Source organism: Bacillus kalamii, from assembly GCF_047238185.1.
Classification (GTDB): domain Bacteria; phylum Bacillota; class Bacilli; order Bacillales; family DSM-1321; genus Bacillus_AD.
Genome location: NZ_JBDFMI010000001.1, coordinates 203,382 through 221,032, shown reverse-complemented (window position 1 = coordinate 221,032; position 17,651 = coordinate 203,382). Strand labels below are relative to the sequence as shown.

Here is a 17,651-nt window from a genome sequence, read left to right as displayed (position 1 = left end):
AGTCAAAAATAACAGAATAATAAGTTAATAGTATTGTACCAATAAATAGACAAGAAAAGGAGAAAAAACAGATGGAAAGCAGAAATTGTCAATTCCTTTATAGCCAGTCGATTTTAGGTATTTTCATTTGCTGGAGCGGAACGCCATTGACTTCATGAAATTGGCGTAGAAACTCCTCATAATGATGCGATTGTTTCAATTGTTCCTCCATCTGTTCTTCTCTTCGCTTCTGGTCGCTTTGCGTTCCTCCCATAAAGTAGTCTTCAATCCTCTCCAAATAATGGACAGGAAACAGAAGCCGCGCATAAAGCAACCTCCACGAAAAGCTGGACATCGGGGTCATATCTTGATATTCCGATAAAAAATGGACCATTCCAGGCTGGTACGTTTGCGGATAGCGGTGCACACTTTCCCGGATCCATTCACTCAAATCTCTGGATTGGTGATCAAATACCCAATCGAACGGGTTTTTCATTAAAAACTCTCCTGTCCATAGTTCGCTATAAAACCGTTCATGGCAAATGGTTCCGCCGTCAAAGGAAGTCGGTTCATCATCTAATTCACTATCAACCAAATATTGGATCGCATTTTCGCCCATCGCCAAATAATACGGAAATGAATCAACAAATAGTTTTTCAAAATCATTGGCGGGGTGGGCATGCAGCTTATCTCTCCAGACGGCCTCCACTCCATCCAATCTTGTTTCCCAGAGCTCTTTCCATTGGCCGATGCGATTGCAGGAAACTATTTGTTCAGGAAATAGCCTGGCCCTATTATGGAATTTGGCTAACTTCCCGCCCATCCTTTGATCTCTTGGCTCCAACAAGTAAGCATTGCCCAATAATAGAAAAATTTCTTCCTCGTCTTCAGATAAATAGGTACCCTCATTATTGGCAATAAATGTTGAAACAAAATGGTCCCCCTGTTGCTGCATAAACTCTGCCATCTTCAGCCTTTCTGTCAGTTCCTTTTCATCCACCTCATAAATAGGGACGATCGTATACATGGCATCGCCGGAAAAAAAGTGCCTATAGCGGCCGCTCATCCCCTGTCTTTCCATAACGAGTCCATAATTCTGGTAGATTGCATCTTCAATCATGATATTCTCCCCTTCCTCCGATTAAACCAGTACCGTCATGTGCATCCTATTTGTATATATATGAATGCCGCTTGCACATTTTCATACTTTCGCATCCGGCAAGAAATTATCTTTTTAACAGATAAGTGAATAGTACAGGCTTGCCTGCATACGATACATTACTATCCTTTCTAGATTGGTTAATCATTAAATAAAAAAAGGTGAGGTCAACACGATGAAGGAACAAGAAAATGTAACTGAACAAACGGCACGGAAATGGATGCTTGAGCGCGGGGTAACATTGATGGATATTGCTGAATTAGTTATGTATTTGCAAAAGTCCTACCATGATAACCTTACGATTGAAGACTGCCTGCATAACGTAGAAAGAGTGCTTTCCAAACGAGAGGTTCAAAATGCCATACTCACCGGCATCCAATTAGACATGCTCGCAGAAAAAGGGGTGCTGTCCGAACCGTTGCAAACCATTATTGCTATTGATGAGAGTTTGTATGGCGTTGACGAGATCCTCGCCTTTTCTATTGTAAACGTCTATGGATCTATCGGTTTTACGAATTATGGTTATATCGACAAGCAGAAGCCTGGCATATTAAAGCAGTTGAATGACAAATCAAGTGGAAAATGCCATACTTTCTTGGATGATATAGTAGGTGCAATTGCAGCAGCTGCTTCCAGCCGATTGGCACATAGAGCTGAAGACTCTGAATAACGAAGTAAAAAGGACCTCATTCACAAGATGAGGTCCTTTTACGCTTAGTTATGATCGGCAAAATGCCACATATCCAACGAATTAATGACATAGGTTGGCTGCTTTTTATAATTTTTCAATAGCTCCGGAGTCGTTACCCCCGTATGGACAAGCAATGTATCCAATCCTGCATTCATCCCCGCCATAATGTCGGTATCATAATTGTCCCCGACCATTAATGTATCCTCTTTGCTGACTCCCAGCACTTCCTGGGCTTGTTCCATAATAATACTTTCGGGCTTCCCTATAAATGTGGGAGCAACCCCAGTTGAAACGGAAATGACTGATGTTAAAGAGCCTGCACCTGGCAGTAGCCCTCTTTCAGTAGGAATGGCAATATCTCCATTCGTAGCTATGAAACCAGCTCCGCTCCGTACACCCAGACAGGCCTTCGCCAATTTTTCGTACGTAATGTCCCTGTCAATGCCGGTAACGACGAAATCCGGATTTTCATCCACGAATGTAAATCCCTTTTCTGTCAATGCTTGCCGGATTCCCTCCTCGCCAATCAAATAGACAGTTGCATCCGGCTTCTTGTGGTACAGGTAGTTCGCAGTTGCCTGGCTCGTTGTGAATACTTGCTGATCTTCAGCAGGAATTTTGAAATTCCGCAGTTTTTCCGCAACCTGCGCGGGAGTCCGTGAAGAATTATTCGTCACGAATAAATACGGAATTCCTCTTCTTTTCAGCTCGTTAATAAACTGGCCCGCTTCCTCGATCATTTCTGTGCCCCTATACATGGTTCCATCCAAATCGATTAAATATCCTTTATACTCTTTCATGATTATCACTCCTGCATATATATACCCGTAAATCTGTTCATTACTATTCTAAAATACATTAACATACAGCCAAAACGTCTGCAAAGCTTATCATGGCCAAAAAGGCCATAATACAGTAGAATGCAAAAGAAAAAGGCTGTGGCAGACTCGAATGAATACGAGTTTGCCACAGCCTGAAGAAGTGCCCTGTGGGCATTCCTATTTGCTTAGTTACGCACTTTTTCTGCTTTTCGCTTATTGGCAAACAATTGTTTATAAGCAACATACCCGGCGAACAAAATCACAACAATTGCTGCAATCGGGAAAGCATATTGGTCGAACATAGCTCCCGCTTCTTCCCAATTTTCCCCTAGTTTCATGCCCAGATACAAGTAAAAATAAGTGATAGGGTACATAGCCAGGAACGTGTACACACTGAATTTTCCAAGACTCATTTTCGTCATCCCGCACGGAATAGAGATCGCTGTGCGGACAACTGGAAGAAATCGGGCGAAAAAGGCCACGCTCGGTCCATATTTTTCAAAAAAACGGTCCGATGCATTGATTTGTTTTTCTGAAACCAAAAAATACTTTCCGTACTTTTCAACAAGCGGACGTCCGCCATATTTACCCAGCATATATAGCGTAATCGGCCCAATAGTCCCTCCGACTGTACCGGCAAGGGCCAGCAAATGAATATTGAACTTCCCTTGCGCAACACCGTAACCAGCCAATGGCAAGACTAGCTCAGCAGGGATAAATTCGAAACAAAGCGCCAAAAGAACCCCGAAATAGCCAAACTGATGGAAAAAGTCTATAAACATTTGAATATAATCTGACATCTTAATCACTCCTACATTTTTAAGAGGCTTCTTCTTTAGAAAAAAAAGACTAGCCACCTTAGACTTTAAGGCATCTTTCCACATTTAACAAGGATAATTGGATAAAAAACAATTCCCTATTATTTCAGACATTCATTATGCCTAGTCAATGAATAAGATGCAGCCTTGCCATTAAGCCCTTATTATCTGATTCCATATCGATGTCAGCAAATAAAAAAAGCAGGGATTCCCTGCTTCATTTATTGTTGGTTCGGTGTAAAAGCTGAAACCGGCCCCAATTCATTCTTCAAATATGTTCTGACTGCATCGGGAAACGCTAAAAATGCTCCAATATTGTCATTCAAAATAGCCCGAACCTTTTCATGGTCCATTTGCAAATATTCTTGGACAATCATTTTGCGAATCGGCAGAATGGCCTTAAATTGTTTTTCCATTTCCTCATTAATGACTTTCTCATCCAAGAGGATATCAATAATATCTTCATAGCTTCCCGGGTCCCTCATAATAAAGCCGTCTATTATTGCGTTCCCTATATCAAGTACGCAATCGGTCATCACATGGGCGATTCGTTCCAAGGCCAATAATTGAATATTATTGTCCCATTTGCTCTCTTCTTGATACATTTTAGAATATCTCTCTAGGCAATCGAGGTTTTTTTCTATTTTTTGTTGATCAACGAAGTACATTCCGTATTCTTCCCTTCTATCCACAAATTTCGTAATCTCACAAAGAAACGTGTTTTTTCCCCATTTCGGCCATCATTTCCATCTTCCATTTTATCACGAATGCAGGCTGCTTGGACAAAAATAGCCAATCCTCCATTTAAGAAGTTTGATTATTTAAACTTTTGGACAAAAAACTGGTAGAATAGGAAAAAGGAAAAGGAAGCAAAGGGAGAAATTAGATGATTAACGCCTTATTTCTAATGCCGGTCATTTCCCGAAATGAAAAAAATCGGCATAAAATCCCCTTACCGTTTCACTATTGTCTAAGGAGCGATTTTTTATGGAAGACATCTTCTATTTATATGATTATAAAGAGCTGACAAACTCAAGGTTTGTCAGCTTTATGGGAGAAAGCCAACGCTTTGATCTTGCGATTATCTCATCTGAACGCTTTTTCGGGAAGCAGCTGGTTCTTGATATGCAAAGTAACGCATTTGCGATCATCGGGCAGGATGACCTTGAAGAAGAAGGATACCTAGAGCATGTATTCAACTTGACGGAAGAACAGGCCAAAGAGTTACGTTCCTTTTTGGAACAGATCATCTGACCACACAACCCAAACGAAAAGCCCCGTCTATCCCCGACAAGCTTAAGAAGACTCTGATACTGACAACGGCTGCTCTTCGCCTTTGATGGAAGCATGGCTTAAGGACGCGAAGGGATGGCGCCAGCCGCTTAGCTGTATGATACATTTTTCAACCATGGCACTCACAAGATTACTTATTTTCTCATAAAAAAGAAACTCAATATGTCTTGAGTTTCTTTCGATTGGAGCCCTATCCTTTTTTCACCTTTTTAACAACGAAATAAGGACAGCCAAAATTACAAAATTCATATAGATATTCTGACAACGTACTTATTTTAGTATCATATGAGGACTTTTGGTTTTGATCGTCAAAAAAACCTCTCAGACGCAACTGGCCATATCCCCAGTCGCCTACCACATAGTCATATTTATTTAAAATTTCACTGTAACGGCCTTTAAAGGCTTCTTCATTATAGCCGTTGCGGTAGTCTTCAACCAACTCATATTGCAAGTTATTGATTGTAACCATTTTCTCCTCACCTCGATCATACATCCTTGCTCCATTATACCCCATCCGTGCTTCCAAAAAAACAGCTTCTGTTCAAAGGGACCGAACAAAAGCTGTTGGATATGTGTGAACGGACAGTGCCAAAGATAAGCTTAACTGTTCACAATTGCTTGCTCGCCATTCTCTTGTTTCTTTTTAGCTGCGGCATTCACTTGTTCATCTGCATGATAGGATGAACGGACTAAAGGACCAGCTTCACAATGGGAGAATCCTTTGGACATGGCGATTTCTTTTAATTCTTCAAATTCTTGCGGTGAATAATACTTTAACACAGGCAGATGTTTCTTGCTTGGCTGCAAATATTGGCCGATTGTCATGATATCCACATCATGTGCTCTTAAATCATCCATCGTTTCAATAATATCTTCAAATGTTTCTCCCAAACCTACCATCAGGCTTGATTTAGTAGGGATATCCGGCTGCAGGTCTTTGGAACGCTGCAGCAATTCCAATGAACGGTCGTATTTGGCACGCGCACGTACACGATTGGAAAGCCTTCTAACCGTCTCAATATTATGGTTTAAAATATCTGGACGAGCGTCCATTAATGTCTTGATATTCTCATAATCGCCGCCCATATCGGAAGGCAGGACCTCAATTGTAGTGAATGGATTTTTCCTGCGAATGGCACGGACTGTTTCTGCAAATACTTCCGCTCCGCCATCCTTTAAATCATCCCTTGCAACAGCAGTAACGACCACATGCTTTAAATTCATTTGAACGACTGAATCTGCTACGCGTTCCGGTTCAGCCAAATCCAATTCAGTAGGTAGCCCAGTCTTGACTGCACAGAAGCGGCAGGCACGCGTACAGATCGATCCAAGGATCATAAAAGTGGCTGTTCTGCGCACTGCCCAGCATTCATGGATATTAGGGCATTTAGCTTCCTCGCAGACAGTATGGAGGTTTTTTTCCCGCATCATTTTCTTTAGCCCTGTGTAGTTTTTATTAGTATGTAATTTTATTTTTAGCCATTCGGGCTTACGTAAATATTCAGTCTCATTGTTGTTCAAAATAGTCAGCTCCAATCTATTAAAAAAATACAGGATTTGTAGTAAATGTAACACATTGAAATTATTGCTTACAAGCATTTGGCATTCCATTTCCAATAATTAATAATAGTAAAACCCTACATACATCGCACACTACAAGTAGATGTATAAAAAGGAGTGATAGAATGTGCGTATCGCATTTGCATGCCTGCCTGTCCTGATTCTGTCTATGCTATTCTTTACGAGCGACCCGGCAGACGCCGCACAGGACTCTGCCGAAGACGCAGCAAGGATGAAGCTTTATAAACAGATTGAATCGTTCTATAGCATTCCTTGGTATTACATAGCAGCCATCGATCAATATGAGCACAGTGTGAGGAATGCAAGAACCGATTTACCTGATTCCCAAGGGCATATCGGCATTCTTATCCCCTCTGAAAAATGGAGTGGCATGATGAATCCAAATGCATTCGATACAAACCCTTCAAGAATTTCATTTTTTGAAGGCATGGGAAAGGATGGGGACAATGACGGAAAAGCGAATGCCAAAAATGATTGGGATGTCCTTGTATCCATGTCTGAATATCTGGCTTCCTACGGCACAAACGACGACAATCTTCGGATCGCTCTCTGGAAATATTACAATCGGGATAAAGCAGTAGGGATTGTTATGGGCAATGCCAAGCTCTTTAAAAAGTATAATAGTATTTCGCTCCATAAAAAAGCTTTTCCTGTTCCCATTACTTCTACCTACAGCTATCGCAGCACTTGGGGAACTGCAAGAGGCTGGGGAGGGCGACGCACACATGAAGGGACGGATATATTCGCCGGTTATGGTGTACCGGTCCGCTCCACCTCATATGGCATAATCGAGATAAAAGGCTGGAACCGCTATGGGGGCTGGCGCATCGGTATACGCGATATCAACAATACTTATCATTACTATGCCCACCTCAGCGGTTTTTCAAAAGGGCTGAAAATTGGGCAAACGGTTGAGCCAGGTATGATAATCGGCAGTGTCGGCAGCACTGGATATGGACCTCCGGGAACCGCAGGTAAGTTCCCTCCGCATCTCCATTTCGGCATGTATAAGGATAATGGGCGAATCGAGTGGAGTTTCGACCCTTATTATCATCTTACAGTTTGGGAAAGGCAAGAAAAATTGCGCAAACGTTAAAGAGGCCAACAATATGTTGGCCTCTTCTGTCCATTGTCAAAAGGAGGAGTGTTTCTTTTTTTTCCCTTGTACAACTGAATTGGAAATGCTGGCCACAAGGCCTCCCCAAATGACAACAATTCCTATTAACATCATCACAATCGCACTTGTGCTCATTATTTCGCCATCTCCTCGTACTTGGATTCCTCAGTAGAGGTACTTAACTCATTGGACTTCCATTTGAAAGTCATCATAATAAATCCGATCACCAAAGCAAAGAGAGCTACTCCCCAACCGGCATACATTAAAAATCCGGTTGGATAATCACTGTAATTATGTTTAATATTATCAATAATATTTTGAATCATCATATATCCAAGCACAATCGGTGTAATGATGGTTAGTGAAAATCTCCACCAGGCTCCAATCTTGATATCCGAAATAGCATCCGCATGCTTTTGAAGATTCTTAAGCTCGCGGAATACCCAAGCAATAAGGATAATTTCAACAAGCGCCGCCACTGAGATACCAAATTGGTTAGTGAAGTAATCAGCGGAATCTAAAAACTGCAGGCCGCTTTTCGTCGTATAAATAATTGAAATAAGAGCGGCAAGCCCGCCTCCCACTAATACTGCCTTTGCCCGGGAAACATTGAATTTATCCTGGATGCCAGCAACAAACGTTTCTACAATCGAAATCAATGATGTCAATCCGGCCAACACCAAGCAGCCGAAAAAAGCAAATCCAAAGAATCCGTTCAAAGCAGGGAAAGAAGAAATGATTTTCGGGAAAACGATAAATGCCAAGCCGATTCCACTGCTCACCACTTCATTGACAGGTACGCCTTGTTGATTAGCCATAAATCCAAGAGCGGCAAATACACCGAAACCTGCCAACAGCTCAAAACCTGAATTGGCAAAACCCGTGATAAACGCACTGTTCGTCAAATCTGTCTTCTTCGGCAAATAACTTGAATACGTAACCATAATGGCAAAACCTATAGATAAAGAGAAGAAAATCTGACCGTACGCTGCCATCCAGACTTTCGCACTCATAATTTTGCTCCAGTCAGGCTTAAATAACGCTTCCAGCCCGTCCATTGCACCATCCAGAGTGAGAGAGCGGACAACAATGATAATGAATAATACAACCAGTGTTGGGATCATGATCTTATTGGCTTTCTCAATCCCCTTTTTAACGCCTTTGACGAGTACCCCCAGAGTAACAATCCAAACAAGCAGCAACGGAAAGAAAACGCCTGGGACGATTCCGCCTAAATCACCAGCTGTAGCTGACTTATGCAAGTAATCATTCATAAAGAAGTTCTCAGGGTTTGCCCCCCACTTTTCCCCGAAAGAAAAATAAGCAAATGAACCCGCCCAGGCAATGATTACCGAATAATACGTGGCGATTACAAAAGCAATAGCAATTTGCCACCATCCAAGCCATTCGGTTTTCTTTCTTAATCTTCCAAAGGTCAGAGCTGCCGACCCCCGATATTTGTGGCCGAGTGTAAATTCAAGAATCAAAATCGGAATTCCGGCTGTCAAAAGAGCAATTAGATACGGCAAAAAAAATGCGCCGCCTCCGTTTTCATAAGCTACTGCCGGAAAACGCCATATATTTCCCAGGCCGATTGCCGAGCCGATTGCTGCCATAATAAAGCCTGATTTCGAACCAAATGATTGGCGATTCTCCATATAAGAATCTCCTCCTTAAAAACGATTAAATTTTCTAATTATTTTGATTAATTAAATTATAGTGATTTTTCTCTTTCCTGTCAAAATAATGGGCACATTTCTACTAGATTGCCATTCTCTATCTAATAATCAATAGATAGGACAGGCTAGCCTATGAGCCGATGTTGACTTATTGCAAAGAAAAGCGGAAAGCGCCCGTTTATCCCCGACAAGCATAAGGCGAGTAACTGGCAATGCCTTAAGACCTCGATGGGTTGGCGCTTGCGACAAAAAAGGATCCGCCATCGCGGATCCTTCCCTATCTATCTGATTATTTTACTGTTTCCCTTATCTTTATTCCAGCTGGACGCCGAGAAGCAATAAATAAGAAAATAAAAAGGAGAAGAGCAACAGCCACTAAAGATAGCCATACTTGATTTGTAAATCCAAGTATTAAAAATCCAATTCCTGACACACAGGCTGATACTATTGCATATGGCAGCTGAGTCATTACATGGTCCATATGGTCGCAGCCTGCCCCTGTAGAAGAAAGGATAGTTGTATCCGAGATCGGCGAACAATGGTCACCGAACACAGCCCCCGCTAGAACAGCCGCCAGGGATGGCAGCAGCATAGTAGAATCCATCGTTGCCACGATATCTCCCGCCAAAGGCAATAGGATACCGAACGAACCCCATGATGTACCTGTAGACAAAGCCATTACACCTGCAATGATAAACAAAATGAAAGGAATCATCGATGAGCTGACATTTGCTTCCTCGACTAAACTTGCAAGATACGAACCGGTTTGCAATGCACCGACCAAATCGACAATCACCCAAGCAAATACGAGAATGTATACAGCGGGCAGCATCGATTGTATGCCCTCCATGATGCCTGTCCACAATGATTTAGGCAGCAACGCTTTTTTCATATAAACCTGGCGTAAAAATAATCCTAGCGTCACAACTAAACCAAATAATCCTCCGTATAATAATGATGTCGGCACATCTGTATTCTCAAACATTTGCAAAATCGTTGCATTGCCTCCCACAGACTGATTGCCCGTCCACAGCATAGCAGATACAGTTCCCGCAACCAACGCCGCTATAGGGACCAGCAGATCATAAACGGAGCCCTTTGAGCTAGTCGGAAGGCCACTCTTCAATTCACCTGGCGCCTTCTTGTCAGGATTCATGACCACCCCAGTTCGCTGTGCTCGTTCCTCATGTATTTTCATGCTACCCAAGTTGATATTCTTCCAAGATGTTATAAAAACAAGAAGAAGTGAAGCCCAAACATAAAAATTCATCGGAATCATTTGAATGAACGCGGAAAACCCGCTCATATCAAGGGAGTTTGCTGCCAAAATCGGGGCCATTATCGCGATGATATAAGCGCCCCAACTGGATACTGGAGAAATGACGCATACAGGAGCTGCCGTAGAATCGATGATATAAGCCAACTTAGCCCGGGATACTCGATTTCGATCTGTTAATGGGCGGGAAATTTGCCCTACCGCCAAGCTATTGAAATAATCATCGATAAAAATAATGATTCCAAGAATACCCGCTGTCAATTGTGCGCCTGTTCTCGTTTTAACCCTCTTTAACGCCCATTCTCCAAATGCCCTGCTACCGCCTGAAATGGTGACAAATGCTGTAATGATCCCCAATATCAGCAAAAATAACAGGATGTATACTTTACCAGTATTAATCGATCCATCACTGATGAACAAAGAAATCAATGTACTCCACAGTTTGGATAAAGCAGATAATGGGTTGAAGTCTGCCAGCAGCAATGCCGCCGAAATACTTCCCAACGCTAAAGATAATAAGACTCTCTTCGTCGCCAGAACCATTATGATAGCTATAACCGGCGGAATTAATGCGTAAATTGTATTTTCCATCTGAAACCTCTCCTTTACCGTTTCAAAAGGGCGAGAAAACCATGAACTCCTTCACGAAAACAAAAAGAGTAATGAAAGGATAGAAAACAACCCTTCATTACTCTTGTAATGTATGTTATCGTCCATCGCTCTGTAGCTCCCCATTGAAGATTTCCTTCAATGACAGTGCTGTCCTTATTCAGAACAGCCCCAGCCATACCCTATTGACAATAGTTGTATAACTTCGGCAAATCTTCCTTTCAGATATGGTCATCGTTGTCATCCTCACATATCTTACTGATCAGCTTTGCATCCTCTACCCCATGCGGTGATAGTTAATTATTCTTTTTATTTTTATAATATAACAATTTATGAGCGGACTTTCAATTAAAATAACATATTATTAAATGATTACCATATAAATAATTATTTTTTGATAAAATTTTTATCACAATCCACTATAACCAAATCCATTTTCTTCAGAAGGTCGATTTCATATGGTTCTCCGACAGGATGATGATTTTCCTCAATAATGCGAACGACAGGCCGATCGCTAATTCCCGTATTCTGCTTACAGACAACGCCTACTCTCCCATCATTCAACACTACGGTCAATCCGACTGGATAAATGGCAACAGCCCTTCTGAATGCTTCTACAATTTCCTGGTCGAACATCGTACCTGAGCCTGAATACAGTATTTCCAGCCCTTCATGCGGAAGCATCGCTTTCCGATAAACCCGGTTCGATGTAACGGCATCAAATACATCTGCCACAGCAATAATTTTCCCGTAGTCGTGTATATCTGTTCCCATCAATCCGCGGGGATAACCGGACCCATTCAAGCGTTCATGGTGCTGGAATGCGCAATGGGCCACTAAAAGGGAGACTGTACCTGCTTCCTTCAACATTTGAAAACCATGCTCTGCATGCTTTTTAATTTCTTCATATTCATCCTCCGTCAACCTACCAGGCTTCAATAAAATATCAGCGGGGATCTTTGTTTTCCCTACATCATGGAGAATGGCCCCTAATCCCAACGTTTCCAGCTGCTTTTGGTTCAATTTCAATTGAAGGCCAATTGCCAATGAGTAGAGTGTCACATTGAAGGAATGAATAAAAATATAACTGTCATGAATATACATATCTGATAAAATGGTCAGTAAATTGGTGTTTTGTTTGATTTCGGTCAATACATTGCTGATGATTGCATTTAATTTTTTCGCCGCTTTTTCAATCACAAAGGAACTGTTTAAGTTTGTATTCTGAGCGCCAACCTCCTGAAAAACCTTCTCAATCGTTCTAATCGATTCGGAGCGGACTTTATCAGAAACCGTATTTCTCGGCTGGATGCCTGCTGTCAAGTTGTCATCTATGTATACAAAGGGTATGCCCAATTCTTTTAGCCTTATAATCATACGCTCTGTTAATACAACACCCTCTTGCAGAAGAGCATGCCTACTGTCATTATAGATTGTTTTCCCTAAAACCTGACCCGATTTCACATATTCTGTAGATATTAATCGCATGGTTATCTCCTGTGTTATGATGGTGTTAATTTTATTTAAGGTTCTGAACTGCTAAGCGGAGGTTAATAGATAAAAAGTATTCTCAATTATGCATGTTTACTTATTGTTGAAATAATAAAAATATTATACAAAAAATATTAATAAAATACGAATATAAATTCATTTTACTACTGTTTAATCCGGATTTCATCATGCATCTTTCACTAGCAAACTGACTTTTCGTTTTCCTTCCACAATCACACCTGAAGGTTTCTTTTTGTGCACGATAAAAAACCGCCTCAAACGGCGGCTGGAGTTACATATATAATAAAGCTTCTTTGCCGGCCATTCCTTTACCTATACCAAGGCTTTCGGCACCGAACGTGACGGATTCCAACGGAGCATCAAGCAGCTGTTCAATTGTTTTGACGCCGACTGCCCTTCCAGCCACAATCCCTCTGTCTTTTAATTGATCATTCAATAAGCCGACATCTAGAGCGCCGCACATGATATATCCTTTATCCGAAGCAACCATCAGCAAGTTGGTTTTAGGCAGTTGAACAGAAATTGCGGTAAATTGCCGGCCTGCTATATGAATAGGCTTTAATTCGACCATCTTCATCCTCCCTTTCCTTACAACAATTACTCTATGCCTGTGAGGATGAATCTGTGTTTGGCCCCATTTCTATTCTTCCGGATGATATGCAGAAGACAATTTAAAAGCAAGCAAATCCCTCAAAAATTCCGGTAAAAAATACGTTTTATGCTGATTCCGTTTTATGCTTGGAAAGAAGAATCCGAACGTAAACATGTCAGGAATGGCTAATGTATATTCTTTCTTCGATTCAATCGGTTTTCCGCCAATATACACCTCGTGGCGGCTGGCAATGTGTATATTGCTGTAAACCATCTTGCCAAGAATGCTTCCTCTAAAGCCAAAGCCTTTGACTGGCATATGAGGCCATTCAGGATCCATGGATTGAATGATTATTTCCTTCAATTCCTGGCTGCTCAACTTCACAAGACAAGGATTGATGGGATGTGGACAAATTCGGTGGAGGTCATACTGTGTGACAGGGCCTGCTTTCAAACCATCCAGCAATAAGCCAGCATTCAATATGGCACAATCACTATGGCACCACTCCATTAACGTATCACATAACATTTGGGACAAGGGGGAACTCTTAAACCACTCCGCTTCAATCGCTTCAGGCAAGACGCATACTACACGAGATAATCCCTGCTTTCCTGCCTGTTGAAGATTTTCCAGGAATTGCTCAGTCCCTTCCGCTATTGGTTCATCATTCATGTTATCCAAATATGCTTTTGTTTTCAGAGCTCCCTGAGAATCTATCGAAATTTCCACATGGCCTACATATGTTCCGCCTTTGCCTGCTCCGCATAAAAGCGTATTGCCAACCACCTTTCCCTCATGGAGGATATGATGCGTATGCGAACCAAGAATGACATCAATCCCTTGGATTTGCTGTGCAATTTGTTCATCTGTTTCCAAGCCAAGATGCGATAAGAGGACGATGACGTCACTTTGATCTTTAACCTTATGGACCATTTTATCGATTTCTTGGATCGGATCCGTGATATGCCATCCTAAAATGTCATAAAAGGCTTTAAAATAAGCAGTAGCCCCTATAATTGCTACTTTTGTCCCTTTTTTGGTTATGTGGAACGTATAGGGATGTGCCCAAGCCGGCCGATTACCATCTGAACGGTATACATTTGCAACGACCACTTTAAACGATGCATCATCGTACAAATGGTCCAAGCTTTCATACGCGAGGGTAATTCCTTCATTATTGCCGATTGTAGCATATTGGCAGCCCAGCTCATTCAATAGCTGGACATTGCCTTTTCCGAACGTAGCATCTGTATAAGGATGGACTCTATCCGCATGGTCTCCCAAATCAAAAACAATACTTTCTTCAGTGACTTCTTCATGCAATCTTCTTCTCCCTGCTATGAAGTTTTTAATTTGCAGCCAATGCTGAAAATGACTGTGAAGATCATTGATGTGATATAAGTGTATAGTTTCTTCCATGTTAATCCCCTCTTTTTCCACCGTTTCAAGTCTGCCCCGCACCAAGCGGAAAGAATTAGTTGACTCGAAGATTCTCCCTTAATCAGAATAAGTCCATCTGTCTCGGAGCCAGCTGTGTATACGTAATGCCAAGCATCTCAATCATTTGTTTGGCATTCCCTGCTGCGTCTCCGCCCGAGTTATTATTAAAAAGCATATATATATCCTTCGTCTCTTCTTCCAGCCTTTTCAGATGTTCTTTCCATTGATGCAATTCTTGTTCATTATATTTATACAAAAAACGAACTGCCCGCCAGTCGTCGCCATTTGACGGTTTATTCCAGCCATATATATTTCGTCCATGCATACGGATTAATGTCTTATCACGATTTGTCGGCCTTAACACAGTCGGGACGGAACCTTCTCCTGCTTGAGGCTCGTCGCATATACCGTGAATCCACCCTTCTTCAGCCATGAATGCCAATGTATTCTTTCGGTAAACATCCGAATACCAAGTCTGATTGCGGAATTCCAACGCAACAGGGATGTCCCCCATTTGCGCCTTGCACCAGCGGAGATACACCACATTTTCCTTCGTGCAGGAAAACCATGGGGGAAATTGAAATAAAACCATGGCCAAGCGATTGTTCTCCAAATAAGGAATCAACGATTCTCTGAAAGCGGAAAACATCTCTTCCTTGCTCTTAAAGGGAATTGGGCCGCGTGTATGACCTGTCATCCCCTGGTACGCTTTCACAACGAACAGAAAGCCATTTGGCGTTTCACGGATCCATTTTTCACTGTTCCGTTTTGGCTGGATCGCATAAAAGGCAGCATCTACCTCAACAATCGGAAAATGCTCCGCATATACCTTTAGGCGGTCACGGCTTGCAAGCTTGGATCCATATAAAGATTCGTGGTCGCCCCAGCCTGTAACACCGATATAAATCATTCCTATCACTCTCACTTCGTTTGTTATTGTCATTCTAACATAGCCTAAATGAGAAAGCTTATTTCAGCTTTCCAGCTGGTAAAAGAACAGTTTTACTAGATAATTATTAACAAACAAAGTTACATGGAATTTTTTACCTATCAAAAACCTCCACAGCTCTTCTTCAATCAGCAATAGCTCTCATTACCTGAATGGTGAACATCTACAATATTTAACAGCTTCTATCGGCCAAGTGAGTCTAGCTATTTGTAAGGATATACCTTATTATTATATTTAGATAATTTAAGGAGAACGCTATTTTGTTTACTAAAGTTAAAAACGGTATTATACCGGTTATTTCACTACTATTAATATCAGGGATCACTTATTATTCTTATACAAATAAAATAGAATTTGAACAGACCGCAGATCGATTAATGAATACCTTTGCTTATAACGAATATGTTCAAAAACATAAATTTGTATTTAAAGATATTCAAAATGTAGACATCGTATTAGAATTGGCTCCCTCATTCAGCCAACTGCACCAGGCCCGCCAATACGCCATATTAGATTTATGGTACAAAAACCTCCAATATGGTTTGCAGTTAAAAAAATTCAACCTTTTTGGCATGGAAGATAAATTTTTTACGATAAAAGCAACCAGCAATGGAAAAACATTTGAATTCAGCCAGATGGCGAAAAGCTCTAAACGACTAAACTCACGGGAAGTCGCCCTAATCATAGACGGGGAAAAGGCCATTACAAAAAATGATTTGATAGAAAAAATAAAAACGACCATCATCGAAACCAAAGAAAAAACAACCATCGATCCAGAGGATATCGATATAATCCAATATATGGCAAAAATCTTCAACATCATGACTAAAAAAGGGACTGACTATAATGCTAAAATAGATAATCCTCTTATAGTGGAAGCGACAATGAAGCATTTTAACATTTCAAAAGAAAAAATCCATTCTGTATACAGCCAATTCTTTTCATTTCCTGAAATCGGTTGGGACTCCAAATAGAAAAATGCCTAATTAATGCGGCCCTTCTAAATGGGATGTATCCTTTTTTGAGGTGTTTTTTATAGCCAATTGATAAGTGAAATTGAACTTAGAAAAAATTGGAGAAGATGCAGATAAAATCAACGGGGCTGGCATTAAAGGAGATAAGAATGAGACCGATCTATTTATTTAACTGCTTTATGGGAACACTTATTTTCAGTTCATTTTTATGTCTGATTCATCAAAACATTAAACTTGAACAACTTGAAAATGAATTCACAAAAAACTTTCAACGATATGATCCCATACCGGATTATATTAAATACAATTCCATTACTTATGACTTTGGTAACATTACAGTGAATTTTACATCGACCGATCGTTTTGAATCAATTAGCAATGAAAACAAATTTGTCTATTTGAACTGCCTTCATAGGCTGCTGCACACAAGATTAAAACATGGAAGCAACTATAACCCTCTATATCAAAAAAAGATTAAGCTTTTGGTGCAAACAAAAGATACTGTATATACATATAAAAACACTTTCCCATATAAAACAGAACCGTTTACTGGAGGAGGAGTACTTACTTTCAACAGCACATGCCTTACTGAAAAAAAAGTAAACCATCTGTTGAAAACGAATCCGAGTCTTTTTAAAGCGAGTACTTTTGACCCATTTTTAAATAATGTCAAATCAAACTATGATTTTGAAATGGATGTAATTAACTATTTAGTTAGAGTTTTTAACCTAACAACCAAAAAATATAGAGATATAAATGTTACTCAAGATGCTATGTTGGCAGCTGAAAGTACAATGGAAAACTTTAATCTTACAAAGAAAGAATTTAATGCAATTTATACTAGCTGGTTTTTCCCTATTTTTACGGATCAAGAAAATTTGTTAAAATAAGAAGCTCAGATAGCTGGGCTTCTTCCTTTTTCAGTGTCACTCTTTGATTTTTAAAAAAACTCTTCGAAGCACCCATTTTCCGCTTCTACACTAATTCATATCATTTTTGGGAATGTATCACTGGAATAGTCACAATCATTTTAACTGACCTTCCCCTTTGAACCGAATTTCCAAAACAACAGAAGCGGCATTTCTTTAACCTCTATATTGCTAAAAAAGAAGAAGACGAACTTAAAAAGTTCGCCTCCTACACGATAAAGAGCATCTGAAA

Annotated in this window: 18 protein-coding genes and 1 riboswitch; of the genes, 5 read left to right on the top strand and 13 right to left on the bottom strand. The window is 40.7% G+C overall.

All coding sequences use genetic code 11. The features are described from left to right. Positions 1 to 97: 97 nt before the first annotated feature. Positions 98 to 1,099 carry a spore coat putative kinase YutH gene (gene yutH, locus ABC357_RS01140; protein ID WP_412885742.1) on the bottom strand — a complete coding sequence of 334 codons (1,002 nt, stop codon included), beginning with the start codon at positions 1,097 to 1,099 and terminating at the stop codon, positions 98 to 100. Between the two features lie 214 nt (positions 1,100 to 1,313). Here yutH and ABC357_RS01135 point away from each other — a divergent pair, with 214 nt between their 5' ends. After that, entirely contained in the window at positions 1,314 to 1,808 is a 495-nt protein-coding gene (locus ABC357_RS01135; RefSeq protein ID WP_412885741.1) for a phosphatidylglycerophosphatase A family protein, read from the top strand. Between the two features lie 44 nt (positions 1,809 to 1,852). Here the strand turns inward: ABC357_RS01135 and ABC357_RS01130 are convergent, their stop codons facing one another. The 3 genes from ABC357_RS01130 to ABC357_RS01120 all read right to left on the bottom strand — a co-directional run bounded on the left by ABC357_RS01130 (position 1,853) and on the right by ABC357_RS01120 (position 4,136). After that, complete coding sequence (locus tag ABC357_RS01130; RefSeq protein ID WP_412885740.1) at positions 1,853 to 2,629, bottom strand: TIGR01457 family HAD-type hydrolase; 777 nt, start codon at positions 2,627 to 2,629, stop codon at positions 1,853 to 1,855. Between the two features lie 206 nt (positions 2,630 to 2,835). Continuing rightward, positions 2,836 to 3,450, bottom strand: coding sequence for a DedA family protein (locus tag ABC357_RS01125; protein WP_412885739.1), 615 nt, complete (start codon positions 3,448 to 3,450; stop codon positions 2,836 to 2,838). Positions 3,451 to 3,689: 239 nt separating this feature from the next. After that, positions 3,690 to 4,136 (bottom strand): DUF86 domain-containing protein, encoded by a 447-nt coding sequence (locus ABC357_RS01120; protein ID WP_412885738.1) that lies wholly within the window; start codon positions 4,134 to 4,136, stop codon positions 3,690 to 3,692. A gap of 319 nt (positions 4,137 to 4,455) precedes the next feature. Between ABC357_RS01120 and ABC357_RS01115 the strand changes: the two genes are divergently transcribed. Then, positions 4,456 to 4,722: a DUF3055 domain-containing protein gene (locus ABC357_RS01115; RefSeq protein ID WP_412885737.1), complete on the top strand. Its 267-nt coding sequence runs from the start codon at positions 4,456 to 4,458 to the stop codon at positions 4,720 to 4,722. Positions 4,723 to 4,951: 229 nt separating this feature from the next. Here the strand turns inward: ABC357_RS01115 and ABC357_RS01110 are convergent, their stop codons facing one another. Both ABC357_RS01110 and lipA read right to left on the bottom strand, forming a co-directional pair. Continuing rightward, positions 4,952 to 5,230, bottom strand: a complete 279-nt coding sequence (locus tag ABC357_RS01110; protein ID WP_412885736.1) for a YutD family protein — start codon at positions 5,228 to 5,230, stop codon at positions 4,952 to 4,954. 131 nt (positions 5,231 to 5,361) lie between these two features. Then, positions 5,362 to 6,282: a lipoyl synthase gene (lipA, locus tag ABC357_RS01105; protein WP_412885735.1), complete on the bottom strand. Its 921-nt coding sequence runs from the start codon at positions 6,280 to 6,282 to the stop codon at positions 5,362 to 5,364. Between the two features lie 208 nt (positions 6,283 to 6,490). Between lipA and ABC357_RS01100 the strand changes: the two genes are divergently transcribed. Further along, complete coding sequence (locus ABC357_RS01100; RefSeq protein WP_412888549.1) at positions 6,491 to 7,438, top strand: M23 family metallopeptidase; 948 nt, start codon at positions 6,491 to 6,493, stop codon at positions 7,436 to 7,438. 36 nt (positions 7,439 to 7,474) lie between these two features. Here the strand turns inward: ABC357_RS01100 and ABC357_RS01095 are convergent, their stop codons facing one another. From ABC357_RS01095 to ABC357_RS01065, 7 genes are all read right to left on the bottom strand, one after another. Continuing rightward, entirely contained in the window at positions 7,475 to 7,594 is a 120-nt protein-coding gene (locus tag ABC357_RS01095) for a methionine/alanine import family NSS transporter small subunit (RefSeq protein ID WP_412885734.1), read from the bottom strand. Beyond that, the gene (locus ABC357_RS01090; protein ID WP_412885733.1) at positions 7,594 to 9,117 is read right to left on the bottom strand and encodes a sodium-dependent transporter; all 1,524 of its coding nucleotides are present in this window, start codon (positions 9,115 to 9,117) and stop codon (positions 7,594 to 7,596) included. Before ABC357_RS01090 ends, ABC357_RS01095 begins: the two co-directional genes overlap by 1 nt. A gap of 310 nt (positions 9,118 to 9,427) precedes the next feature. Then, a complete protein-coding gene (locus ABC357_RS01085) occupies positions 9,428 to 11,005 on the bottom strand; it encodes a Na+/H+ antiporter NhaC family protein (RefSeq protein WP_412885732.1) in 1,578 nt (525 codons plus the stop codon). A 125-nt stretch (positions 11,006 to 11,130) separates the two neighbouring features. Then, a riboswitch (Lysine riboswitch) is annotated at positions 11,131 to 11,311 on the bottom strand. Positions 11,312 to 11,410: 99 nt separating this feature from the next. Beyond that, positions 11,411 to 12,511, bottom strand: a complete 1,101-nt coding sequence (locus tag ABC357_RS01080) for an HD-GYP domain-containing protein (RefSeq protein ID WP_412885731.1) — start codon at positions 12,509 to 12,511, stop codon at positions 11,411 to 11,413. A gap of 295 nt (positions 12,512 to 12,806) precedes the next feature. Then, entirely contained in the window at positions 12,807 to 13,106 is a 300-nt protein-coding gene (locus tag ABC357_RS01075; RefSeq protein WP_412885730.1) for a YunC family protein, read from the bottom strand. Between the two features lie 69 nt (positions 13,107 to 13,175). Continuing rightward, positions 13,176 to 14,546 (bottom strand): bifunctional metallophosphatase/5'-nucleotidase, encoded by a 1,371-nt coding sequence (locus tag ABC357_RS01070; protein ID WP_412885729.1) that lies wholly within the window; start codon positions 14,544 to 14,546, stop codon positions 13,176 to 13,178. An 82-nt stretch (positions 14,547 to 14,628) separates the two neighbouring features. Then, positions 14,629 to 15,477, bottom strand: coding sequence for a DUF72 domain-containing protein (locus ABC357_RS01065; RefSeq protein ID WP_412888548.1), 849 nt, complete (start codon positions 15,475 to 15,477; stop codon positions 14,629 to 14,631). Positions 15,478 to 15,776: 299 nt separating this feature from the next. Between ABC357_RS01065 and ABC357_RS01060 the strand changes: the two genes are divergently transcribed. Then, positions 15,777 to 16,490 carry a hypothetical protein gene (locus ABC357_RS01060; protein ID WP_412885728.1) on the top strand — a complete coding sequence of 238 codons (714 nt, stop codon included), beginning with the start codon at positions 15,777 to 15,779 and terminating at the stop codon, positions 16,488 to 16,490. A 149-nt stretch (positions 16,491 to 16,639) separates the two neighbouring features. Then, positions 16,640 to 17,380, top strand: a complete 741-nt coding sequence (locus ABC357_RS01055) for a hypothetical protein (RefSeq protein ID WP_412885727.1) — start codon at positions 16,640 to 16,642, stop codon at positions 17,378 to 17,380. The last annotated feature ends 271 nt before the right edge of the window (positions 17,381 to 17,651 follow it).